Source organism: Nocardia sp. BMG111209 (assembly GCF_000381925.1).
GTDB lineage: Bacteria > Actinomycetota > Actinomycetes > Mycobacteriales > Mycobacteriaceae > Nocardia.
The window spans coordinates 3,422,711-3,440,719 of sequence record NZ_KB907307.1; the positions used below are offsets into that span (position 1 = coordinate 3,422,711).

20 protein-coding genes are annotated in these 18,009 nt (G+C 70.9%); 10 read left to right on the forward strand and 10 right to left on the reverse strand.

Annotation, left to right across the window (positions count from 1 at the left end; genetic code table 11):
• The first annotated feature begins 44 nt into the window (after nt 1-44).
• Nucleotides 45-1,082 carry a GlxA family transcriptional regulator gene (locus G361_RS0115715; protein WP_019928048.1) on the forward strand — a complete coding sequence of 346 codons (1,038 nt, stop codon included), beginning with the start codon at nt 45-47 and terminating at the stop codon, nt 1,080-1,082.
• Between the two features lie 181 nt (nt 1,083-1,263).
• On the opposite strand, the gene G361_RS0115720 is transcribed toward G361_RS0115715, so the two are convergent.
• Nucleotides 1,264-1,458, reverse strand: a complete 195-nt coding sequence (locus G361_RS0115720) for a DUF3046 domain-containing protein (protein ID WP_019928049.1) — start codon at nt 1,456-1,458, stop codon at nt 1,264-1,266.
• A gap of 156 nt (nt 1,459-1,614) precedes the next feature.
• On the opposite strand from G361_RS0115720, the gene G361_RS0115725 reads away from it, so the two are divergent.
• The 3 genes from G361_RS0115725 (at nt 1,615) to G361_RS0115735 (ending at nt 2,923) form a co-directional block, all read left to right on the forward strand.
• Nucleotides 1,615-2,133, forward strand: a complete 519-nt coding sequence (locus G361_RS0115725; protein WP_019928050.1) for a CGNR zinc finger domain-containing protein — start codon at nt 1,615-1,617, stop codon at nt 2,131-2,133.
• Between the two features lie 99 nt (nt 2,134-2,232).
• Nucleotides 2,233-2,730: a hypothetical protein gene (locus G361_RS0115730; RefSeq protein WP_019928051.1), complete on the forward strand. Its 498-nt coding sequence runs from the start codon at nt 2,233-2,235 to the stop codon at nt 2,728-2,730.
• A complete protein-coding gene (locus tag G361_RS0115735) occupies nt 2,723-2,923 on the forward strand; it encodes a DUF6186 family protein (RefSeq protein ID WP_019928052.1) in 201 nt (66 codons plus the stop codon). The genes G361_RS0115730 and G361_RS0115735 overlap by 8 nt, the downstream gene beginning before the upstream one ends.
• 97 nt (nt 2,924-3,020) lie before the next feature.
• Here G361_RS0115735 and G361_RS0115740 read toward each other — a convergent pair whose 3' ends face one another.
• Nucleotides 3,021-4,184, reverse strand: a complete 1,164-nt coding sequence (locus G361_RS0115740; protein WP_026343083.1) for a glycosyltransferase — start codon at nt 4,182-4,184, stop codon at nt 3,021-3,023.
• A 193-nt stretch (nt 4,185-4,377) separates the two neighbouring features.
• Here G361_RS0115740 and G361_RS0115745 point away from each other — a divergent pair, with 193 nt between their 5' ends.
• Entirely contained in the window at nt 4,378-4,920 is a 543-nt protein-coding gene (locus tag G361_RS0115745) for a YaeQ family protein (protein ID WP_019928054.1), read from the forward strand.
• 299 nt (nt 4,921-5,219) lie between these two features.
• Here G361_RS0115745 and pheT read toward each other — a convergent pair whose 3' ends face one another.
• The 3 genes from pheT to G361_RS0115760 all read right to left on the reverse strand — a co-directional run bounded on the left by pheT (nt 5,220) and on the right by G361_RS0115760 (nt 10,486).
• The gene (gene pheT, locus G361_RS0115750; RefSeq protein WP_019928055.1) at nt 5,220-7,727 is read right to left on the reverse strand and encodes a phenylalanine--tRNA ligase subunit beta; all 2,508 of its coding nucleotides are present in this window, start codon (nt 7,725-7,727) and stop codon (nt 5,220-5,222) included.
• 37 nt (nt 7,728-7,764) lie between these two features.
• Nucleotides 7,765-8,826: a phenylalanine--tRNA ligase subunit alpha gene (gene pheS, locus G361_RS0115755; RefSeq protein ID WP_019928056.1), complete on the reverse strand. Its 1,062-nt coding sequence runs from the start codon at nt 8,824-8,826 to the stop codon at nt 7,765-7,767.
• A gap of 238 nt (nt 8,827-9,064) precedes the next feature.
• Nucleotides 9,065-10,486 carry a DHA2 family efflux MFS transporter permease subunit gene (locus G361_RS0115760; protein WP_036494129.1) on the reverse strand — a complete coding sequence of 474 codons (1,422 nt, stop codon included), beginning with the start codon at nt 10,484-10,486 and terminating at the stop codon, nt 9,065-9,067.
• Between the two features lie 186 nt (nt 10,487-10,672).
• On the opposite strand from G361_RS0115760, the gene G361_RS0115765 reads away from it, so the two are divergent.
• Nucleotides 10,673-11,242 (forward strand): TetR/AcrR family transcriptional regulator, encoded by a 570-nt coding sequence (locus G361_RS0115765; protein ID WP_036495124.1) that lies wholly within the window; start codon nt 10,673-10,675, stop codon nt 11,240-11,242.
• Between the two features lie 6 nt (nt 11,243-11,248).
• Here the strand turns inward: G361_RS0115765 and G361_RS0115770 are convergent, their stop codons facing one another.
• The 4 genes from G361_RS0115770 to infC form a co-directional block, all read right to left on the reverse strand.
• Nucleotides 11,249-12,052, reverse strand: coding sequence for an RNA methyltransferase (locus G361_RS0115770; RefSeq protein WP_019928059.1), 804 nt, complete (start codon nt 12,050-12,052; stop codon nt 11,249-11,251).
• Nucleotides 12,053-12,145: 93 nt separating this feature from the next.
• A complete protein-coding gene (gene rplT, locus G361_RS0115775) occupies nt 12,146-12,526 on the reverse strand; it encodes a 50S ribosomal protein L20 (RefSeq protein WP_019928060.1) in 381 nt (126 codons plus the stop codon).
• 80 nt (nt 12,527-12,606) lie between these two features.
• Nucleotides 12,607-12,801: a 50S ribosomal protein L35 gene (rpmI, locus tag G361_RS0115780; RefSeq protein ID WP_019928061.1), complete on the reverse strand. Its 195-nt coding sequence runs from the start codon at nt 12,799-12,801 to the stop codon at nt 12,607-12,609.
• A gap of 65 nt (nt 12,802-12,866) precedes the next feature.
• Nucleotides 12,867-13,568, reverse strand: coding sequence for a translation initiation factor IF-3 (infC, locus tag G361_RS0115785; protein ID WP_155981681.1), 702 nt, complete (start codon nt 13,566-13,568; stop codon nt 12,867-12,869).
• A 396-nt stretch (nt 13,569-13,964) separates the two neighbouring features.
• Here infC and G361_RS0115790 point away from each other — a divergent pair, with 396 nt between their 5' ends.
• From G361_RS0115790 to G361_RS0115800, 3 genes are all read left to right on the forward strand, one after another.
• Nucleotides 13,965-14,303: a DUF1844 domain-containing protein gene (locus G361_RS0115790; protein ID WP_019928063.1), complete on the forward strand. Its 339-nt coding sequence runs from the start codon at nt 13,965-13,967 to the stop codon at nt 14,301-14,303.
• A gap of 189 nt (nt 14,304-14,492) precedes the next feature.
• Nucleotides 14,493-14,717 carry a hypothetical protein gene (locus G361_RS0115795; protein WP_019928064.1) on the forward strand — a complete coding sequence of 75 codons (225 nt, stop codon included), beginning with the start codon at nt 14,493-14,495 and terminating at the stop codon, nt 14,715-14,717.
• Nucleotides 14,714-16,009: a hypothetical protein gene (locus G361_RS0115800; RefSeq protein WP_019928065.1), complete on the forward strand. Its 1,296-nt coding sequence runs from the start codon at nt 14,714-14,716 to the stop codon at nt 16,007-16,009. The genes G361_RS0115795 and G361_RS0115800 overlap by 4 nt, the downstream gene beginning before the upstream one ends.
• A gap of 8 nt (nt 16,010-16,017) precedes the next feature.
• Here the strand turns inward: G361_RS0115800 and G361_RS0115805 are convergent, their stop codons facing one another.
• Nucleotides 16,018-16,479 (reverse strand): MarR family winged helix-turn-helix transcriptional regulator, encoded by a 462-nt coding sequence (locus G361_RS0115805; protein ID WP_019928066.1) that lies wholly within the window; start codon nt 16,477-16,479, stop codon nt 16,018-16,020.
• 75 nt (nt 16,480-16,554) lie between these two features.
• Between G361_RS0115805 and G361_RS0115810 the strand changes: the two genes are divergently transcribed.
• A complete protein-coding gene (locus G361_RS0115810) occupies nt 16,555-17,979 on the forward strand; it encodes an MFS transporter (RefSeq protein WP_196814488.1) in 1,425 nt (474 codons plus the stop codon).
• Nucleotides 17,980-18,009: the final 30 nt, after the last annotated feature.

Consider the following 18,009-nt stretch of genomic DNA (forward strand, 5'->3'; position numbering starts at 1 on the left):
CCTGGCCGGTTGTCCGTATCGGCGGTGAGTGCTAGGAATCGCATATGCCGCATGATTTCTCGCATGCCCGGCCGCCGCGGGTCGTGGTGATCGTGGACGAGAATTCGAATCCGTTCGAACTGGGTTGTGCCACCGAGGTCTTCGGGCTCCGCCGGCCGGAACTCGGGCGTGAGCTGTACGAATTCCGGCTCTGCGCACCGGAGCCCGAGACGGCGATGCGCGACGGTTTCTTCACGCTCACCGGCGTCGCGGGCCTCGAGGCCGCCGAGGATGCCGATGTCCTCATCGTCCCCAACCGTCCGGATGTGCAGGTGCCGCGCCGGCCCGCCGTGCTGGCCGCGATTCGCCGCGCTCATGCCCGCGGCGCACGGCTGGTCGGATTCTGTAGTGGCGCTTTCACTCTCGCCGAAGCCGGGATACTGGACGGGCGGCGGGCGGCGACGCACTGGATGTGGGCGGATCGGTTCCGTGCCCGATTTCCCACGGTGCGGCTGGAGCCGGATGTCCTCTTCGTCGACGACGGCGACATCCTCACCGCCGCAGGTAGTTCCGCCGCCCTCGACCTCGGCCTGCACATCGTCCGCTGCGACCACGGCGCGGAGGTCGCCAATGCCGTGAGCCGCCGCCTGGTCTTCGCCGCACATCGTGACGGCGGTCAGAAGCAGTTCGTCGAGCGGCCCGTCCCGCGCATCCCGGATCGATCGCTGGCCCCGGTACTCGCCTGGGCACAGCAACGACTCGACATTCCGTTGACGGTCGCGGATCTCGCGGCCCGCGCCGCCGTCAGCCCGGCCACCCTGCACCGCCGCTTCCGCGCCGAACTCGGCACCACCCCGCTGGCATGGCTGCTCGGCGAACGGGTCACGTTGGCCTGCAGGCTGATCGAGCAGGGCGAGGAGCGGTTCGAGGTGATCGCGCGGCGCACCGGGCTGGGGACCGCCGCCCATCTGCGCACCGTGTTGCGCCGCCACACGGGTCTCGGGCCGTCCCAGTACCGGCACCGGTTCGGGCCGCCACCGGGAAATCCGCCGGGTGAGCCCGCGCCGGGCGGGAATTCCGCACCCGGTCGACCGGCCGCGTAGGCCTCCGCCAGGCCGAGGGCGATCCGCTGCGGGAGGTCCTGCAGGTCCGGATCGCCACGGTCGATCGCGGCGACGGCGATGATGTTCTCCTCGGGCAGCAGCCGGACGGCAGCGGCCCACAACATATTGCTGCCGGTGTGGGTGTACCGCGCGCGCCGCTCCCGCGCGGGACCGCCGCCGATTACCAGCGGGAGCGAGGCACGTCGAACTCGGCGCAGAGGGCGCGCCAGACATCGCGCGGGTCGGCACCCGCCTCGATGGCCTGAGCGCCGGTACGGCCGTTCATGGACAGGAGCGTGTGATCGGCGAGCAGGGCGTCGCCCCGGGCCACGCCGAACTCGGTGTGCAACAACTCGTTGAATTCGGTCAAGCGCACCGCGCCAGGTTACTCGCCGCGACCTCGAACCCCGAATCGGACCGATCGCCGGGCCGGCGGCGGCGAGCATCACCCGACTCCAACCGGTGAATCGACGACACCGGTTAGTATGGCGCGCATGGACCTGCCCACCTCCGCCGCCGGCTGACCGCAGGCGTGCTCGATCCCCGCCCGCACCTCGGCGAACCACTCGCGCTGGACCTGCTGAACACTCGATGGATGACCGGCGACGGCCCACGGGACCTGTTGTCCGATGTGCCCGGACTCGCCTGCTGGCTGACCACCAACGAACTCCGCTGCCGTGCCGACGAGCCCACACTGCACGCGCTGCGTCGCACCCGTGAGGCGATCCTGACGGCCGTCCGCACCGGATCCACGGACGTCGCCGACCTGAACGACGTGCTCGCCCACGGCCGCATCCGCCGCACCCTCACCCCCGCCGGACCCGCCGACATTCCCGAGATCCCCGCTACGGAGTGGCTACCCGGCTGGCTGGCCGCCGACAATCTGCTGCAACTGCTCGCCGACGCCCCGCACCGCATCAAGCAGTGCGATCATCCCCGCTGCATCCTGTTCTTCCACGACACCTCGAAGAACGGCACCCGCCGCTGGCACTCCATGGCCACCTGCGGCAACCGGGTCAAGGCCGCCCGGCACCAGGCCAAGAAGCCCTGATCCGCGCCGCCGGGACCGCGCGCATGCGGGCCCCGGCACGACACTCGACACCCGCGTTCGATCACCGGCTCGCAGCGGCCGACGCCCTATCCTGCCCGCATGACCTCTGAGCCGGTCACCGTGCCTCCCCGGGGTGGACGCGCGCTCGGCCCCCTCGCGATCGCGGCCGCCGGGTCGGGCGTGGGAGCGATCACGCACCCGTTCGACCGGGCCGCAACCGTATTGGTCGCCGGGTTCACCCTCGCGGCGCTGGTTCGTGCGGTACGCGCACCCGATCGCCGGATGCGCCCGGACGGCCGGATATATCGCGGCCTCGCGCTCTGGACCACGCTGGCGGTCGCCCTGCTGGCCTGGGAGATGTTCGCCTGGGCACATCAGCCACGCTGGTCGGTGCCGGACCCGGCCCATCCGACCATGTCGACGCTGCTCGGCCCCTATCTCGACCACGGCCCCCTCCGGTTCGCCGGCTGGTTCGCCTGGCTCGTCATCGGCTGGATGCTGACGCGCCCCCGCGATTTCCGTGCGGTGCAGCAGCATTCGGCCCGGATCAGCCGCCACGACGCTCGCCGCGCCCCGAGGTGGCGCCGAGGTGAATGATCGGCAGCTCGCCATCACGGGGTTCGCCACCGTGGCGATCGTGGCGCTCGCCGCGGCCGTCCTCTCCCGGCGGCACCGCGCGACGGTGGCCTCACTCGCCGAAGTGATCGGCTTCCTCACCGGTACCCGCGTCCTGCGCGTGACCGCCGTAGCGGTGTGGGCCGTGCTGGGGTGGCACTTCCTGGCCCGATGACCTTGCCCCGCAAACATATTCGGCACCGATCCACCCGGCGCGCTCCGCACGGCGCCACGGACGACGTCCCGATGCGGCGACGCCGGAACGCCGGAACCTAACGCGCGCGGACCGTTTCGACCGCCCGGTGGCACAGCTCGACCGGATCGTCCACCTCCGCAGCGGTAGCCGCGGCGGCCACGGCCGCACGGCGGTAGGCCGGATCGCCGAGGATGCGCTGCACCGCATCTCGGACCGCGGCGCCGTCGAACGGCCGAACCAGAATCGAACCCCCTTGGCGGGCAGCACGATTCGCGAGCTCCCATTGATCGCCACCACCGGGAACCGTGACGATCGGCACCCCGGCGGACAGCGTCTTCGCCAGCAGCCCGTGCCCGCCGCCACCGACGACCACATCGGCGTGCCGCAGCAATTCGTCCTGCCGGCCCAAACCGGCTGTGGCCCAGGGCGGAATCGTGGCCGGCGGCGTGTCCAGCATCGACACCACCACCCGCACACCGGCGCCGTCCAGGGCGGTCAGGACCGTCTCGGCCATACTCGCCACACCGGTCGCGGCGGTCGACGGAGCGACCATGACCAGCGGTTCATCACCCGGTGGCAGTGGCAGAACGGCCTCGGTCGGCTCGAACAGCAGCGGGCCGATCAGCCGCGCCTCGGCGGGCCAGTCGGGGCGCGGCATCTCCAGCGCGGGCAGGGTGGCGATCAAGCGCGCGGCGGGGCCCGGATCTTCCTCGGGCAGACCGACACTCACGCGGGCGGCGGCACGCTGCCGATCGCCGAGCGCGATCGCACGAGCGGTCATCCTGCGCAGGAACGCATCCCGTGCCCGGCCGCGCCAGCCGACCCCGGGAGCGAGACCACTTCCGATGGGCGGCAACCCTTTCGACGGCAGATACAACGGATGCGGCGAAAGTTCCACCCACGCCACACCCAGCCGTTCGGCCGCCATCCCGCCGCCGACGGTGAGCACATCCGACACCACCAGGTCCGGTCCCCACTCGCGCAGGTCCGGCAGGATCTCGGTGGAGATGTGCGCGGCGCGGTCGTGGATCCGCAGTCCGGCGTCGGCGTCGTCGTCCCCGGCGCGCGGCGCCAGGCCCTTCAGCCGCCGCACCTCGATCCCCGCACCCTCGGCCGCCTCGAACCACCGCGGTCCCGTGAACAGCACCGGCTCGTCGCCCGCCGTCCGCAGTCGCAGACACAACGCGATCGCCGGGAACGCATGTCCCGGATCAGGTCCCGCCACCACTGCCACTCGCATGCCCACACCCTGCCACATCGGCCGCCTCGGATCCGGGCAACATCGCTCGTCCCCGAGTCCGCGCACGGTGCTGTCGTCGCCGAGATCCCCGCACCGCGTCCGGCAGGGCAGCGCGACCCGCACGGCGAGTGGAACTCCGGCGCGACCACCCGAGCGGGTCACCGGCCGGTCCGGTCGCTAGGGTCCTACTCCTGTGGCCTTCAGCGCAACCGTGTACAACTTCTCCGTCCAGCTCGCCGACGTCGACCGGGGCGTCTACGAGGAGCTGGACCTCCGGGTCGCGCGGCATCCCTCGGAGAGCGCGGAGTTCATGGTCACGCGGCTGCTGGCGTACTGCCTGGAATACCGGGAGGGCATCGGATTCAGCGACGGCGGCGTGTCCTCGGCCGACGAGCCCGCGGTGCTGGTGCGGGATCTGACCGGTCGGCTCACCGGATGGATCGAGGTCGGCGCGCCCGATGCGGAACGGGTGCACCGGGGCAGCAAACTGGCCGACGAGATCGCGATCTACACCCACCGCGATCCGGCCAAGGTGCTCGCCGCGCTGGCGGGGAAGCGGATCCACCGCGCCGCGGACATTCCGCTGTACAGCGTGGACCGGGCCTTCGTCGATGCCGCGGTCGCCGTGCTGGACCGGCGCAACACGGCCGCCCTGTCCGTCACCGAACGGCTGCTGTACCTGGATCTGAACGGCACCGGCCTCAGCACCCCGGTCGAGGAACACCGGCTGAGCTGAACCACACGCGAATGATGGTGACCCGCATCACAAGGCGGGCCGCGGAATAGATCCCGCGCAAGTCCCGTTGACCATGACTGCCGGCGCCCGAACACCCCCGGGCCGCACCCTTCGTCGCTACGAGCGACCACTCGCCGAGAGGCGGTTGTGGGGCGTCGGTCTTCTCTCCCCCGCCGCCGAGCACACGCTCGGCGGCGGTTTTCGTCCACCGGGCAAGCCCGGCGTCCACCGGCAGCCCGGCCGCCGCAGCCGTATCCTGCGGTGTGCCGGCCGCTCGGCAAGAGCAACCGGCGCACCCCTCAGCTGCGCAGCAACGCACCGACCGCGGTGGTGGCGGCCTCGACCGCCGCATCGCGCGCCGCGCTCGCCTCGTCCTCGGTGAGGGTGCGGTCCGTGGCCCGGAACCGCAGCGCGTAGGTGAGGGATTTGCGGCCCGCACCGGCCTGTTCGCCCTCGTACACGTCGAACAGCGTGATGTGCTCGAGCAGATCGCCGGCGCCGGAGCGCAGGGCCGTCTCGACCGCGGCCGCGGGCACGGCCTTCTCGACGCTCACCGACACGTCCTGCAGGACCGCCGGGAATGCGGAGATCACCGGGGCCGGACGGGATTCACGCAGCGGCAACGCGTCCAGGTCCAGTTCCAGCGCGCAGGTGCGCGCCGGGAGACCCGACCGTTCCAGGACGGCCGGATGCAGCTCACCGGCGTACCCGACCACCGTGCCCGACACGACCAGTTCGGCGCAGCGGCCCGGATGGAACGGCAGCCGCGCGGCGGCGCGGCGCTCGAGGTCCACCCCGGCCGCGGCGGCGACCGCGTCCGCGAGCGCGAAGGCGTCGGCCGCCTCGGCGACCCGGCCCTTACCCCACGGTCCGCGCGGATCACGGCGGCCGGTGAGGACCGCGGCCACGTGCACCGGCTGTTCCGGCAGCGAGTTCAGCAGGGTGGTGATCTGCGCGTCGGTCGGTCGCCGATCCACCGGCAGCGGCGGGACCGGCGCGGTACCGGCCGTGGCGAGGACCACCTGGCCGATCGCGTAGAGGGCGAGATCGCGCTCGCCGCGCGAGAGGTTGCGCACGGCGATCTCGAACAGGCCGGGCAGCAGGGTGCTCGACAGCTCGGCCTTCTCGGCATCGAGCGGGTTGAGCACGCGCAGGGTGTCGCGGCGCGGGTCGTCGGCGTCCAGACCCCAGGTGTCGAACACGCCCTCCTGCATGAACACCGGCGACGGCACCTCGACGGCACCGGCGAATGCCAGCGCCCGGCTGACCGCGCGGCGGCGGCGCTGACCGGCGGTGAGGCCGCGGCCCGCGGGCGCGGTCGGCAGCACCGACGGGATCTGTTCCAGGCCCTCCAGCCGCAGCACCTCCTCGACCAGATCGGCGGGCTGGGTCAGATCCGGCCGCCAGCTCGGCGGGGTGACCACCAGCTGGGCATGTCCGGAGGTCTCGTCGACGCCGACCTCGACCGTGCAGCCGATCTGGGTGAGGCGACGCGCGGAGGTACCGGTCGCGTAGGTCACGCCGGCGATGCGGTCGGCGAGATCGATATCGATGCGGATCGGCTGCGCGGCGGGAGTCGGCACCCGCACATCGGTGAGCACCGGCTCGACCGTCCCGCCCGCGATCCGGGCGAGCAGGTCGGCGGCGCGATCCAGGGCCGCGATGTTGACCTCGGGATCCACGATCCGCTCGAACCGGCGCGAGGCCTCCGAGGAGAGCTTGTGCCGGCGCGTGGTGCGCGCCACCGCGACCGGATTCCAGGTCGCGGCCTCGAGCAGGATGTCGGTGGACGCCTCGCCCACCTCGGTGCTCGCGCCGCCCATGACACCGGCCAGCGAGACCACGCCGCTGTCGTCGGCGATCACCACGTCCTCGGCGTGCAGGGTGCGTTCCGCGTCGTCGAGGGTGCGCAGGGTCTCGCCGGTGTGGGCGCGGCGCACCACCAACGTGCCGCGCACCTTCGCGGCGTCGAAGGCGTGCAGCGGCTGGCCCAGTTCGAGCATGACGTAGTTGGTGACGTCGACGGCCGGGGAGATCGGCCGCACGCCGGACAGCAGCAGCCGCCGCTGCAACCACCACGGGCTGACCGCGGCCGGATCGATGCCGGTGACCCGCCGCGCCGCGAATCGGGTGCACAGCGAATCCGGTTCCAGCCGCACGGGCCACGCCTCGATCGCCGAATCGGGCAGCGTGCGCGTCGCGGGATCGACGAATTCGAGGTCGAAACCGCAGGCCAGCTCGCGCGCGAGGCCACGGGCGGAGAACGCGTAGCCGCGATCGGGCGTGATGGCGAGTTCCACGATCGTGTCGTCCAGGCCGAGCAGGATGTTGGCGTCGGCGCCGGGCAGCGCGGTGCCGGGCTCGAGCACCAGGATGCCGGAGTGGTCCTTGCCGATCCCGAGTTCGGCGACCGAGCAGATCATCCCGTTGGAAACGTGTCCGTAGGTCGTGCGCGAGCTGATCGCGAATCCGCCCGGCAGCACACCGCCCGGCAGCACCACCACGACCAGATCCTCGACCGCGAAATTCCGTGCGCCACAGACGATTTCCTGGAGGTGGTCGGGAATCCCGATGTCCACCCGGCAGAATCGGATCGGCTTCTTGAACTCGGTGAGCTCGGTGATCTCGGCGACCCGGCCGACCACCAGCGGATGCGGCAGGTCACCGGTGATGCGCTGCAGGGACTCGATCTCCTCGACCTCGAGGCCCACCCGGACGAAACCGGCGTCCAGTTCGTCCGGGGTCACCGACCACTCGGGGGTGGCGCGCTGCAGGATCTCCGTCAGCCAGGACTGCGCTACTCGCACGTGACGTTCCGCTTTCCTTCGAATCGGGCAGGTTGGTTCAGGACTGGACGCCGAACGGCAGCGTGAATCGCACGTCGCCCTCGACGATGTCGCGCATATCGGTCAGGCCGTTGCGGAACTGCAGGGTGCGTTCCATGCCCATACCGAACGCGAAACCGGTGTACACGTCGGGGTCGATACCGCTGGCGATGAGCACGCGCGGGTTGACCATGCCGCAGCCGCCCCACTCGACCCAGCCGGCGCCGCCCTTCTTGTCCGGGAACCAGACGTCGACCTCGGCGGAGGGCTCGGTGAACGGGAAGAAGCTGGGGCGCATGCGAGTTCGGGTATCGGGTCCGAACAGCGCGCGGGCGAAGGCGTCCAGCGTGCCGCGCAGGTGGCCCATGGTCAGGCCCCGGTCGATGGCCAGGCCCTCGACCTGCGAGAACACCGGGGTGTGGGTGGCGTCGAGCTCGTCGGTGCGGAAGGTGCGGCCGGGGCAGACCACGTAGATGGGCAGCTCCCGCTCCAGCATGGACCGCACCTGCACCGGGGAGGTGTGGGTGCGCAGCACCTGCCGCGAGCCCTCGGGCGCGATGTGGAAGGTGTCCTGCATGGTCCGCGCGGGATGATCCGGCAGGAAGTTGAGCGCGTCGAAGTTGAAGTGCTCGGTCTCGACCTCGGGACCCTCGGCGACCTCCCAGCCCATCCCGACGAACACGTCGGCGATGCGCTCGGACAGCACGGTGATCGGGTGGCGGGCGCCGGTGGCGGCCCGGCCGGCGGGGAGGGTGACGTCGATGGTCTCGGAGACCAGCACCGCGGCGTCGCGTGCGGCCTCGAGCTCGGCGCGGCGCGCCTCGTAGGCGTCGGTCACCCGGCCGCGGGCCACGTTGACCCGCTTGCCCGCGTCGGCCTTCTCCTCCTTGGGCAGCGTGCCCAGGGAGCGCTGGGCCAGCGCGATCGGCGACTTACCACCCATGTACTCGGTCTTGGCGGCCGCGAGCGCATCCAGATCGGCCGCCGCGGCGAACGCCTGCTGCGCCGCGTCGGCAGCGGCGGCGAGCGCCTCCTCGGTCAGCGCCGCTGTCGGATCCGCTGATGCGTTGTCGTCGGCCACGATGGTTCGTCTCCCTGGCTGGTACCCGTCCGGCTGGTTGTCTGCCTCATTCTTGCCGGTCGCATCGTAGACAATCCAATCAGGCCGCCTCATCCGGCTTTCGCCACCGGATCCGGCAGGGGTGCGCCGTCGGGATCTCCGCATGCCACGCGAGCGGTCGGGCTCGTGCGCGCACGAGCCCGGAACAGCGTACGCCCCGCCCGGCATTCGGCCGGACGGGGCGTACTGGCAGGACTTTCTACTGCGCCGCGACGATCCGCCGCGGCAGCAGCAGCGCCAGCACCGCGCCGACCGCGACGATCACCGCGCCGACCGTCACCGCGGGCACCAGCCCGTCGACGTACTGTTCACCACCCAGGTACGAACCGTACGAGGCGAACACCGAGGCCAGCACCGCGATACCGAGGGCGACGCCGACCTCGCGCAGGGTGTTGCTGGTCCCGGAGGCGACGGCCTGGTCCTGCGGCGCGGCGCTGGACATGATGACCGTGGCGCCGGGGGCGAAGGTCAGGCCCATGCCGATCCCCGCGAGGACGAACGGCCCGACGAAGGCGCCGAAGGTGGTGTGCACGCTCACCACCGCGGCGATCCAGCCCAGCGCCACCGCTTGCAGCGCCTGCCCGGCGACGATCAGGGTGCGGGCGCCGACGCGGTCCACCACCAGGCCGGCGATCGGGGCCACGACCATCGGCGCCAGCGTCCACGGCAGCGTGCGGATTCCCGACTGCAGCGGATCCAGATGCTGCACCACCTGGAAGTACTGGGCCAGCAGGAAGATCGAGCCGAAGACGCCGATGCCGAAGGTGAACGTGGTGATGTTGGCGATGCCGAAGGCACGGGACCGGAACAGCCGCAGCGGCAGCAGCGGATACGGGGTGCGCAGTTCCCACGCGATCAGGCCGGCCAGCAGGACCGCGCCGGCGATCAGCGCGACCAGGACGCGGCCGGCGGTCCAGCCGTCGTCGGCGCCGTGGACGATGCCCCAGACCACCGCGAGTATGCCGGTCGAGCCGAGCACCAGGCCGGGCAGGTCGAAACGTCCTGTGCCGCCGTGGGATTCGGAGAGCACGCGGGCCACGAAGGGCAGCGCCAGGATGCCGATGGGCACGTTCAGCCAGAAGATCCACTGCCAGTTCAGGCCGTTGACGACGGCGCCGCCGATGACCGGGCCGAGCGCGACGCCGAGTCCGGACAGGCCACCCCAGATACCGATGGCCGCACTGCGCATCTTCTCCGGAACCGCCGCCGAGAGCAGGGTCAGCGACAGCGGCATGACCGCGGCGCCGCCGAAGCCCTGCACCGCTCGCGCGGTGATCAGCATCCACGGCTCGGTGGCCAGCGCGCACGCGGCGGAGGCGGCGGTGAACACGGCGATGCCGATCAGGAACATCCGCTTACGGCCGATCCGATCCCCCAGCGCGGAGGCGGTGAGCAGCAGCGAGGCGAACGACAGTGTGTAGGCGTTGACGAACCACTGCAGATCGGCCAGCGAGGCGCCGAGCTCCCGCTTGATCACGGGCAGCGCGTTCGTCACGACCAGATTGTCGAGCGTGACCATGAACATCGGGATGCCGACGGCGAGGAGTACGGCGGCGAGAGATCGGGGCGCGCGGGGGCGCGCGGCGGAAGCTGACGACCCGGAGGCGAGGGCTGTGGTCATGACCGGAATCCTTTGTTGTTATCCACTGATAACTTGATGCGAGTCAGAGTATGCATTGACTGATAACATGTCAACAGGTGCTGGTTCGGCACCCGCCACGAGGACGGGCCGATCGGCCGATCGCCGCCGATGGCAGGATCGAACCGGGGCACGAGAGCGCCCGGCACCGAGAAGGAGGACGACGAGATGGCAGCGCCGCGCACCCGTCTGACCGCCGGCGAACGAAGCGAACAGGTGCTCACGGCAGCCGTTGCCGCCTTCGCCGAATCCGGTTATGCCGCAACGAAAACCGATGAGATCGCGCGCCTGGCGGGCGTCTCCCAGCCGTATGTGATCCGGCTGTTCGGCAGTAAGCAGCAACTGTTCGTCGAGAGCGTGCAACGCGCCTGCGACCGCATCGAGGAGATCTTCCGGGCCGCCGCCGACGAACTCGGCCCCGGCGCGAGCCCGGAGGAGCGCATGGAGTCGCTGGGCGCCGCCTTCGACGTGTTCCTGACCGAGCGCGAACTCCTGATGCTGATGCTGCACGGCTTCGCCGCGAGCGGTGACCCGATCATCGGCAACCGGACCCGGGAGCGCTTCGGCCGCATCTACCGTCTGGTGCGCGAACTCACCGGGGCCTCGGCCGAACAGGGCCGCGACTTCATGGCCAAGGGCATGCTGCTGACCGTACTGGCCGCGATGCAGGTGCTCGGGCCCGACGCGCTGGCCTGCGACTGGTCGGCGGAACTGCTCGAGGGTCTCGTCGACGAGTGAGCGCGGCTAGCCGCGGTGCTGTACGCGCGCACCCGCGTAGAGGCAGATGGCCGCTGCCGCAGCGAGATTCAGGCTCTCGGCCCGGCCGTGGATGGGTATCCGCACCCGATGGTCGGCCCGCCGCGCGATCCCGGGATCGAGGCCGTGCGCCTCGTTGCCGAACAGCCACGCCACCGGCCCGGTGAGGATCTCGTCCGCGGCGTCGAGGTCGACCTCGCCGCGGGCGGTGGTGGCCAGCACCGTCACGCCGGCCGACCGCAAGGCCGCCAGCACCGCGTCGACATCACGCTCCCGGGCCACCGGGACGTGGAAAAGGCTTCCGGCACAAGCACGTACGCATTTGCCGTTGTGCGGATCGACCGAATCACCGGCCAGCACAACCGCATCCGCGCCGACGGCATCCGCCACCCGGATCAGCGTTCCGGCGTTACCCGGATCGGACATCTCGACCGGGACCGCGAGCATCCGGGGCCGCGCCGCCAGCACCCGCGGCAGCGGAACGTCCACGGTGCGGCAGACGGCGACCAGGCCGGGCGGGGTGACGGTCTCCCCCAGCTGTTCGGCGGCGCGCTCGGCGACCAGCGTGGTGCGCACGCCGAGGGCCACGGCACTCGCCACCAGGGCGTGCTCACGTTCGGCGGCGCGGAGCGAGTAGAACAGCTCGACCACGCGCTCGGTGTCGAGGGCGGCCTCGACCGAGTTCGCACCCTCCGCGAGGAACAGCCCGGTCCTGCGGCGCTGCGGCGCGCGATGGAGTTTGACCGCGGCGACGACCCGCGGATTGCGCCAGTCGATGGCCTCAGCGCTCATGGCCGCCGATCGCCGGACAGCACGGAACGACCCGCGGGTTGCGCTCGGCGAGCGCGGCCGCGGGTCGTTTCGAATGTGTCGGTGTCACCCGGCTCAGGCGGCCGGAGCGTTGACATCCTCCGGCAGGGCGGCCTTGGCGACCGCGACCAGACCGGCGAACGCCTCGGCGTCGGAGACGGCGAGCTCGGCGAGGATCTTGCGATCGACCTCGACACCCGCGGCCTTCAGGCCCTGGATGAACCGGTTGTAGGTGATGTCGTTCGCGCGGGCGGCCGCATTGATGCGGGTGATCCACAGCTGGCGGAAGTCACCCTTGCGGGCCCGGCGGTCCCGGAACGCGTAGGTCAGCGACTTGAGCTGCTGCTCCTTGGCCTTGCGGTACAGCCGGGAGCGCTGCCCGCGGTAGCCCTTGGAGGCCTCCAGAACGGTACGGCGCTTCTTCTGAGCGTTGACGGCCCTTTTGACGCGTGCCACTTGTCAGTTCCTTGTTCGATCGAGGGGCGCACGCGGGCGCCCGGGGGTCGGTGGTAAGCGGTAGCTCGAGGAGAGCCGGCTCAGCTGGCGAGCAGCTTCTTCACGCGGCGGACGTCGGCCGCCGCAACGACCTCCGTGCCTTCCAGACGACGAGTCCGGCGGGAGGACTTGTGCTCGAACAGGTGGCGACGGTTCGCCTGCTCACGCAGCAGCTTGCCGCGACCGGTCACCTTGAATCGCTTCGAGGCGCCGCTGTGGCTCTTCATCTTCGGCATGGATTCCTCAATCTGTCATTGCCGGCGGGCTCGCCGCACGCGAGTCCCGCCGTCAGCTGTTTCGGTTACTGCGGGCTTTCCGCTTCCGCGGGGGCCGCGTCGGGCACCGTCACGGGCACCTGCTCCGGCGCCACGTCGGAGACGCCGTTGGTCGCCACGTCGGGGACGCCGTTGGCCGGCGCGTCGGAGACGCCGTTACCGACCGGGGCGGATCCGCGCTGCGAAACCGTCTGCTGTGCCTTCGCCCGCGTCTTCGCACCCTTGTGGGGCGCGAGGACCATGGTCATGTTCCGGCCGTCCTGCTTGGCCGACGTCTCGACGAAGCCGAATTCGGCGACGTCGGAGGCCAGCCGCTGCAACAGCCGGAAGCCCAGCTCGGGCCGCGACTGCTCGCGACCACGGAACATGATCGTCACCTTGACCTTCGAGCCTGCTTGCAGGAAGCGAAGGACATGGCCCTTCTTCGTCTCGTAGTCGTGGTCGTCGATCTTCGGACGGAGCTTCTGCTCCTTGATCACGGTCTGCTGCTGGTTCTTCCGGGACTCGCGCGCCTTCTGCGCCGTCTCGTACTTGAACTTGCCGTAGTCCATGATCTTACAGACCGGTGGTCGCGCGTCCGGCGCGACCTCGACCAAGTCGAGATCGGCTTCCTGCGCGACGCGCAGTGCATCTTCAACACGCACGATCCCTACCTGTTCACCGCCCGGTCCGATGAGTCGAACCTCGGGAACGCGGATGCGATCGTTGATGCGGGTCTCAGTGCTGATGGGGCCTCCTAGGTCAAGCGGTGTCGTCCAACGACCGCAAGCTATAACTGCAACCCCATATCCAACACGAAAGCCCCGCTGCGGTATTTCACCGCCACGGGGCCCGATGTCGACCGGCCGACGACGCGAACGAACGCGTCGACCCCGCGCGGGCATATTGCCCCACGCAGGAACCCATTCGTATCGAATGGGCGACCGGACCGTCCGGCCTGATCGGCGAACGGTGGGAGTCGGGCTCCACTTGTGGCCCCGGACCTGGCACAGAAGTACTGCTGACGCGACACTGTGATCGGACCGGGGCGGTCGTCGCCGTACAGCTTAACACCCCCGTGCGGCATCATCCCAATCGGGCAACCCCGCGACCAGGCATATCGGCGTCGGTGCCATGCTACCCGCATGAGCAATCCGTCGGAGACCGTGCGCGAGCTGGCCGAGATCCCCGCCGTGGAGGTCATCAGCCGGGCCGCGGTGATGCTGATGAGCGCGGCCGCCGAGAAGCTCGGCCTCGCCGACGACGATCCGCAGGCCAGCGCGCATCTGGACCTGGACGAGGCGCGTCGCCTCATCACCGCCCTGGCCGGCCTGATCACCGCCTCGGTGGAGTACCTCGGCCCGCACGCCGGTCCGCTGCGCGAGGGGTTGCAGGCCCTGCAGCGCGCATTCCGGGAGACCTCCGCCCATCCGGATGAGCCGGGCAGGGGCCCCGGCGAGAAATACACCGGTCCGGTGTACTGAATCCGCCTCCCCGGCACGGGTAACCGTGGGGTGGCGCGACCGCCCTGATCGGGCCACTCTTGGTGGCGACCGCCAATTCGAACCCGGGGAAGGCTGGCCCGGCGCACAGATTTGGGCGAATGCCAGGATTTGCCCGCCGATTCGAGGGGTAATAGAGGCTGGCGAAGGAGTACCCGATCCAGGAGCACCATGACTGCCCGACGCGAGCTCGAAGCGGCACTGCACGGCCCGATTCCCGCGCTCGATTTCCTATCCGAGGCCGAGACCGCGGACCTGCTGCGATTGTTCGAGGGCGCCCGCGCACGTGAGGTCGACGCGCTGTCCGAGGCGGTGGATCGGATGGTGCACGCGCTGCCCTGGCCGCTCGGCCCGACGACGAAGCGGATCATGTTCGGCCACACGCTCGATCGATGAGCAGCCTGGTCGTCCGCGCTCAGATCATCCTGCTGGCGCGCACTCTGCACGTGGCCCCGGAGCGGCTGGCGCACCTGGAACGCCTCGGCCCGGACCGTCTACACGAGTTGCAGCAGCGGGTCAGCGCCGCGCTGTTCGAGCATCACAGCGAAACCTTCGCCCGGATCAGCAGATTGGTGCCGCTCATCCCCCTGGGTATCTCGATTCCGTTGGTGCAGCGGCTGATTCCGCCGATGCTGACCGGCCGCGCGGCCGGGGCGGTGGGTATCGAGCACCCGCGCAAGGCCGCCGAGACGATCACCATGCTGCACCCGCAGTACGCCGCCGACTGCGCACCCTACATGGATCCGCAGGCCGTCGGGCAACTCGCCGACATCGCCCCGACCGAACCGGTGCTCGAGGTCGTCAACGAGATCCTGCGCCGCCGCGACTACGTCACCGCGGGCCCGTTCCTCGCCTATGCCACCCCGGCGCTGATCGAGGCGGTCGAGCGCGGCGTGCCCGACGACGCGGGCCTGATCTACTCCGCCGCGTTCGCATACTCGGGGACGGCGGTCAGCGCCATCGTGCGGCATTTCCTGACCGGGCCCGGGCAGCGGATCCCGCGGATGGTGCACACGATGCTCAACGGCTCGCCGGATCTGCAGGCGGCGGCCGTCACGGTGTTCTCCCGCTGCGATCCCGACGTGGTGACGGCCGTCGGCGACATCCTGTTCGACCTCGCGCCCGCCGCCGGCATCGGCGCGGTGATCGCCGCGACGGTCCGCGGCGGCGCCGGCGCCGAACTGCTGACCTTCGCCGGCCGGCTCAGCCCGTCCGCGCTGCGCAAACTCGCGGGCAATCCGGTGCTGTACGACGGCGCCGTACTGCCGTCGCTGGTCGGCGCGCTCGCGACGAACAGCCGGGCGGACAGCTGGCGCGGGCTCGGCGAACTGGCCATGCGGATGGACGTCGACACCCGCCGCTACGTCGCCCGCTGGATCTCCGAACTGCCCGACGACGCGGTGCGGGAACTACCCACCCACGCCACCGAGACCGAGCTGTGGCCCTCGCTGCTGCGGCTGGTCGCGGTGGCCGACACCGATGTGCAGACCCGGTTCGGCGCGGTGTGGGCGACTCTTCCGCCGGAACGGCAGGCCGGGCTGCAACGCCATATCCACGAGTATCAGATGGACAACCGCCTCGCCGCCATCACCGCCGCCGGCCAGCCGATGTCGGTGGAGGAGGTGTTCTTCCGGCGGCGGCGCATGGGCCGCCATCGCGGGCCGGAGGACGACTGGAAACTGGGCTGAACCGCTGATCACCGCGTACCGCGACGCTCGGCGCGGGGGCGGCGGGTGTCGACGTTGCCGGTCAGGGTTTCCAGCAGCGCGGGGAGTCCGGCGACGGTTCGCGCGGGCAGGCCGGCCACCGTTTCGTCGGCGAGGGCGCACCAGATCTTCTTCACCTCCTCCGCCAGGGCACGGCCGGCGTCGGTGAGTTCGACGATGCTGGCCCGTTTGTCGTCGGGGGCCGGGGTGCGGCGCAGATGTCCGGAGGCCTCGAGTTTGCGGGCCATCAGGGTGACGCTGGGCGGTTCGCAACCGAGCGCCTCGGCCAGCTGCGCCTGGATCACCGGGCCGTTGCGGGCGAGCTCCAGCAGCAGCACCTCCTGGCCCGGATGCAGGCCCAGCGGCGCCAGCAGGGTGGCGGCGCGGGCGCGGTGACGCAGGCTCAGCAGGCGAACGGCCTGGTTGACGGCGTCGGCTCGATCGAAGTCCACGACCCTCCTCTTGACGAATTGGTTACGCACATAACATTATGCACGTAACTGTTCCTGCTGTCTCCGGGAGTGCTCGTGGTGACCGAATCGGTGTCGAATCCCTTGTCCCGCCGTGGTTTCGGCGCCGCGTGGGTGGTGCTGGCGCTGGCCTGCGCCGGGCAGTTCATGGTGATCCTGGACGCGTCGGTGGTGAATGTCGCGCTGCCGTCGATCCAGCGGGAGCTCGGCTTCTCCCCCACCGGGCTGGCCTGGGTCGTCAACGGATATCTGCTCACGTTCGCGGGCCTGATGCTGTCGGGCGGACGCGCCGCCGACCTGTTCGGGCACCGCCGGATGTTCGTCGCGGGGCTGCTGCTGTTCGCCGCGGCGAGCCTGGCCGGCGGGCTCGCCACCGCCGCGCCGGTGCTGGTCGCGGCGCGGATGGTGCAGGGCGCCGGGGCGGCGCTGCTGGCTCCGGCCACCCTCGCGGTGATCAACACCGGATTCGCGGCGGGAGCCGAGCGGGCCCGGGCGTTCGGCGCCTGGTCCGCCGCCGGTGGCGCGGGCGGGATGGCCGGTGCGGTCGCCGGTGGCGCCATCACCGGCGCGCTGTCGTGGCGGTGGGTGTTCCTGATCAATGTGCCGATCGGGGCGGTGCTGATCGCGGTGGCGGTCGCGGCGTTGCCCGGCGCGGCGGGCGAACGGCGGGAACGACTGGATCCGATCGGCACGGTGACCGGTACGGCGGGGCTGGGGGCGCTGGTCTTCGGGGTGATGGGCAGCGGTGCATACGGGTGGACCGCAGGGCGCGTGCTGGTACCGATCGGGGCCGGTGCCGTGTTGTTGCTCGTATTCCTCACGGTGGAGCGGTATTTCGCCGCGCGGCCGATGATGCCGTTGCGGCTGTTCGGAATTCGCCAGGTGGCGGCGGGCAACGCTCTGCTGCTGTTGTTCGGCGCGATCCCGATCGCCATGTGGTACTTCACTTCTCTGCTGTTGCAGGAGGTGCTCGGCTACGGCGCGTTGCGATCCGGGCTGGGCCAGACGCCTGCTGCGATCGCCTTCGTACTGGTGGCGAGATGGTCGGCGCGATTGCTCTCGCGTTGCGGCGCAGCGATTCTGGTGGCCGGTGGCGGCGCCTGTTTCCTGGCCGGCTTCGGCTGGCTGGCCCATACCCACGCCGGCAGCGGCTATCTCACCGCCGTCCTCGGCCCGACCCTGCTCGTCGCGACCGGACTCGGACTCGTATTCCCGACGCTCATGGCCGTCGCCACCGCGGACGCGCCGGAGGGCGACGCCGGGATCGCCGGCGGACTGGCCACTACGGCGAGTCAGGTCGGCGGTGCGGTGGCGCTGGCCGTCCTGGCGACGGTCGCGAGCGCGCGGACCGCGGCGACGAGCGGACGCGGCGCGACCGCCGCCCTCGCCGCGGGCTACGACGTCGTCTTCCTGGTGGCGGCCGGAATCGGCGTGGCGCTCGCCGTCGCCGGCGCGTTGTTGTTGCGACACCGGCGTCGTTGACCTCCCCCGCGGTGGGCGATTTGGCAGAAT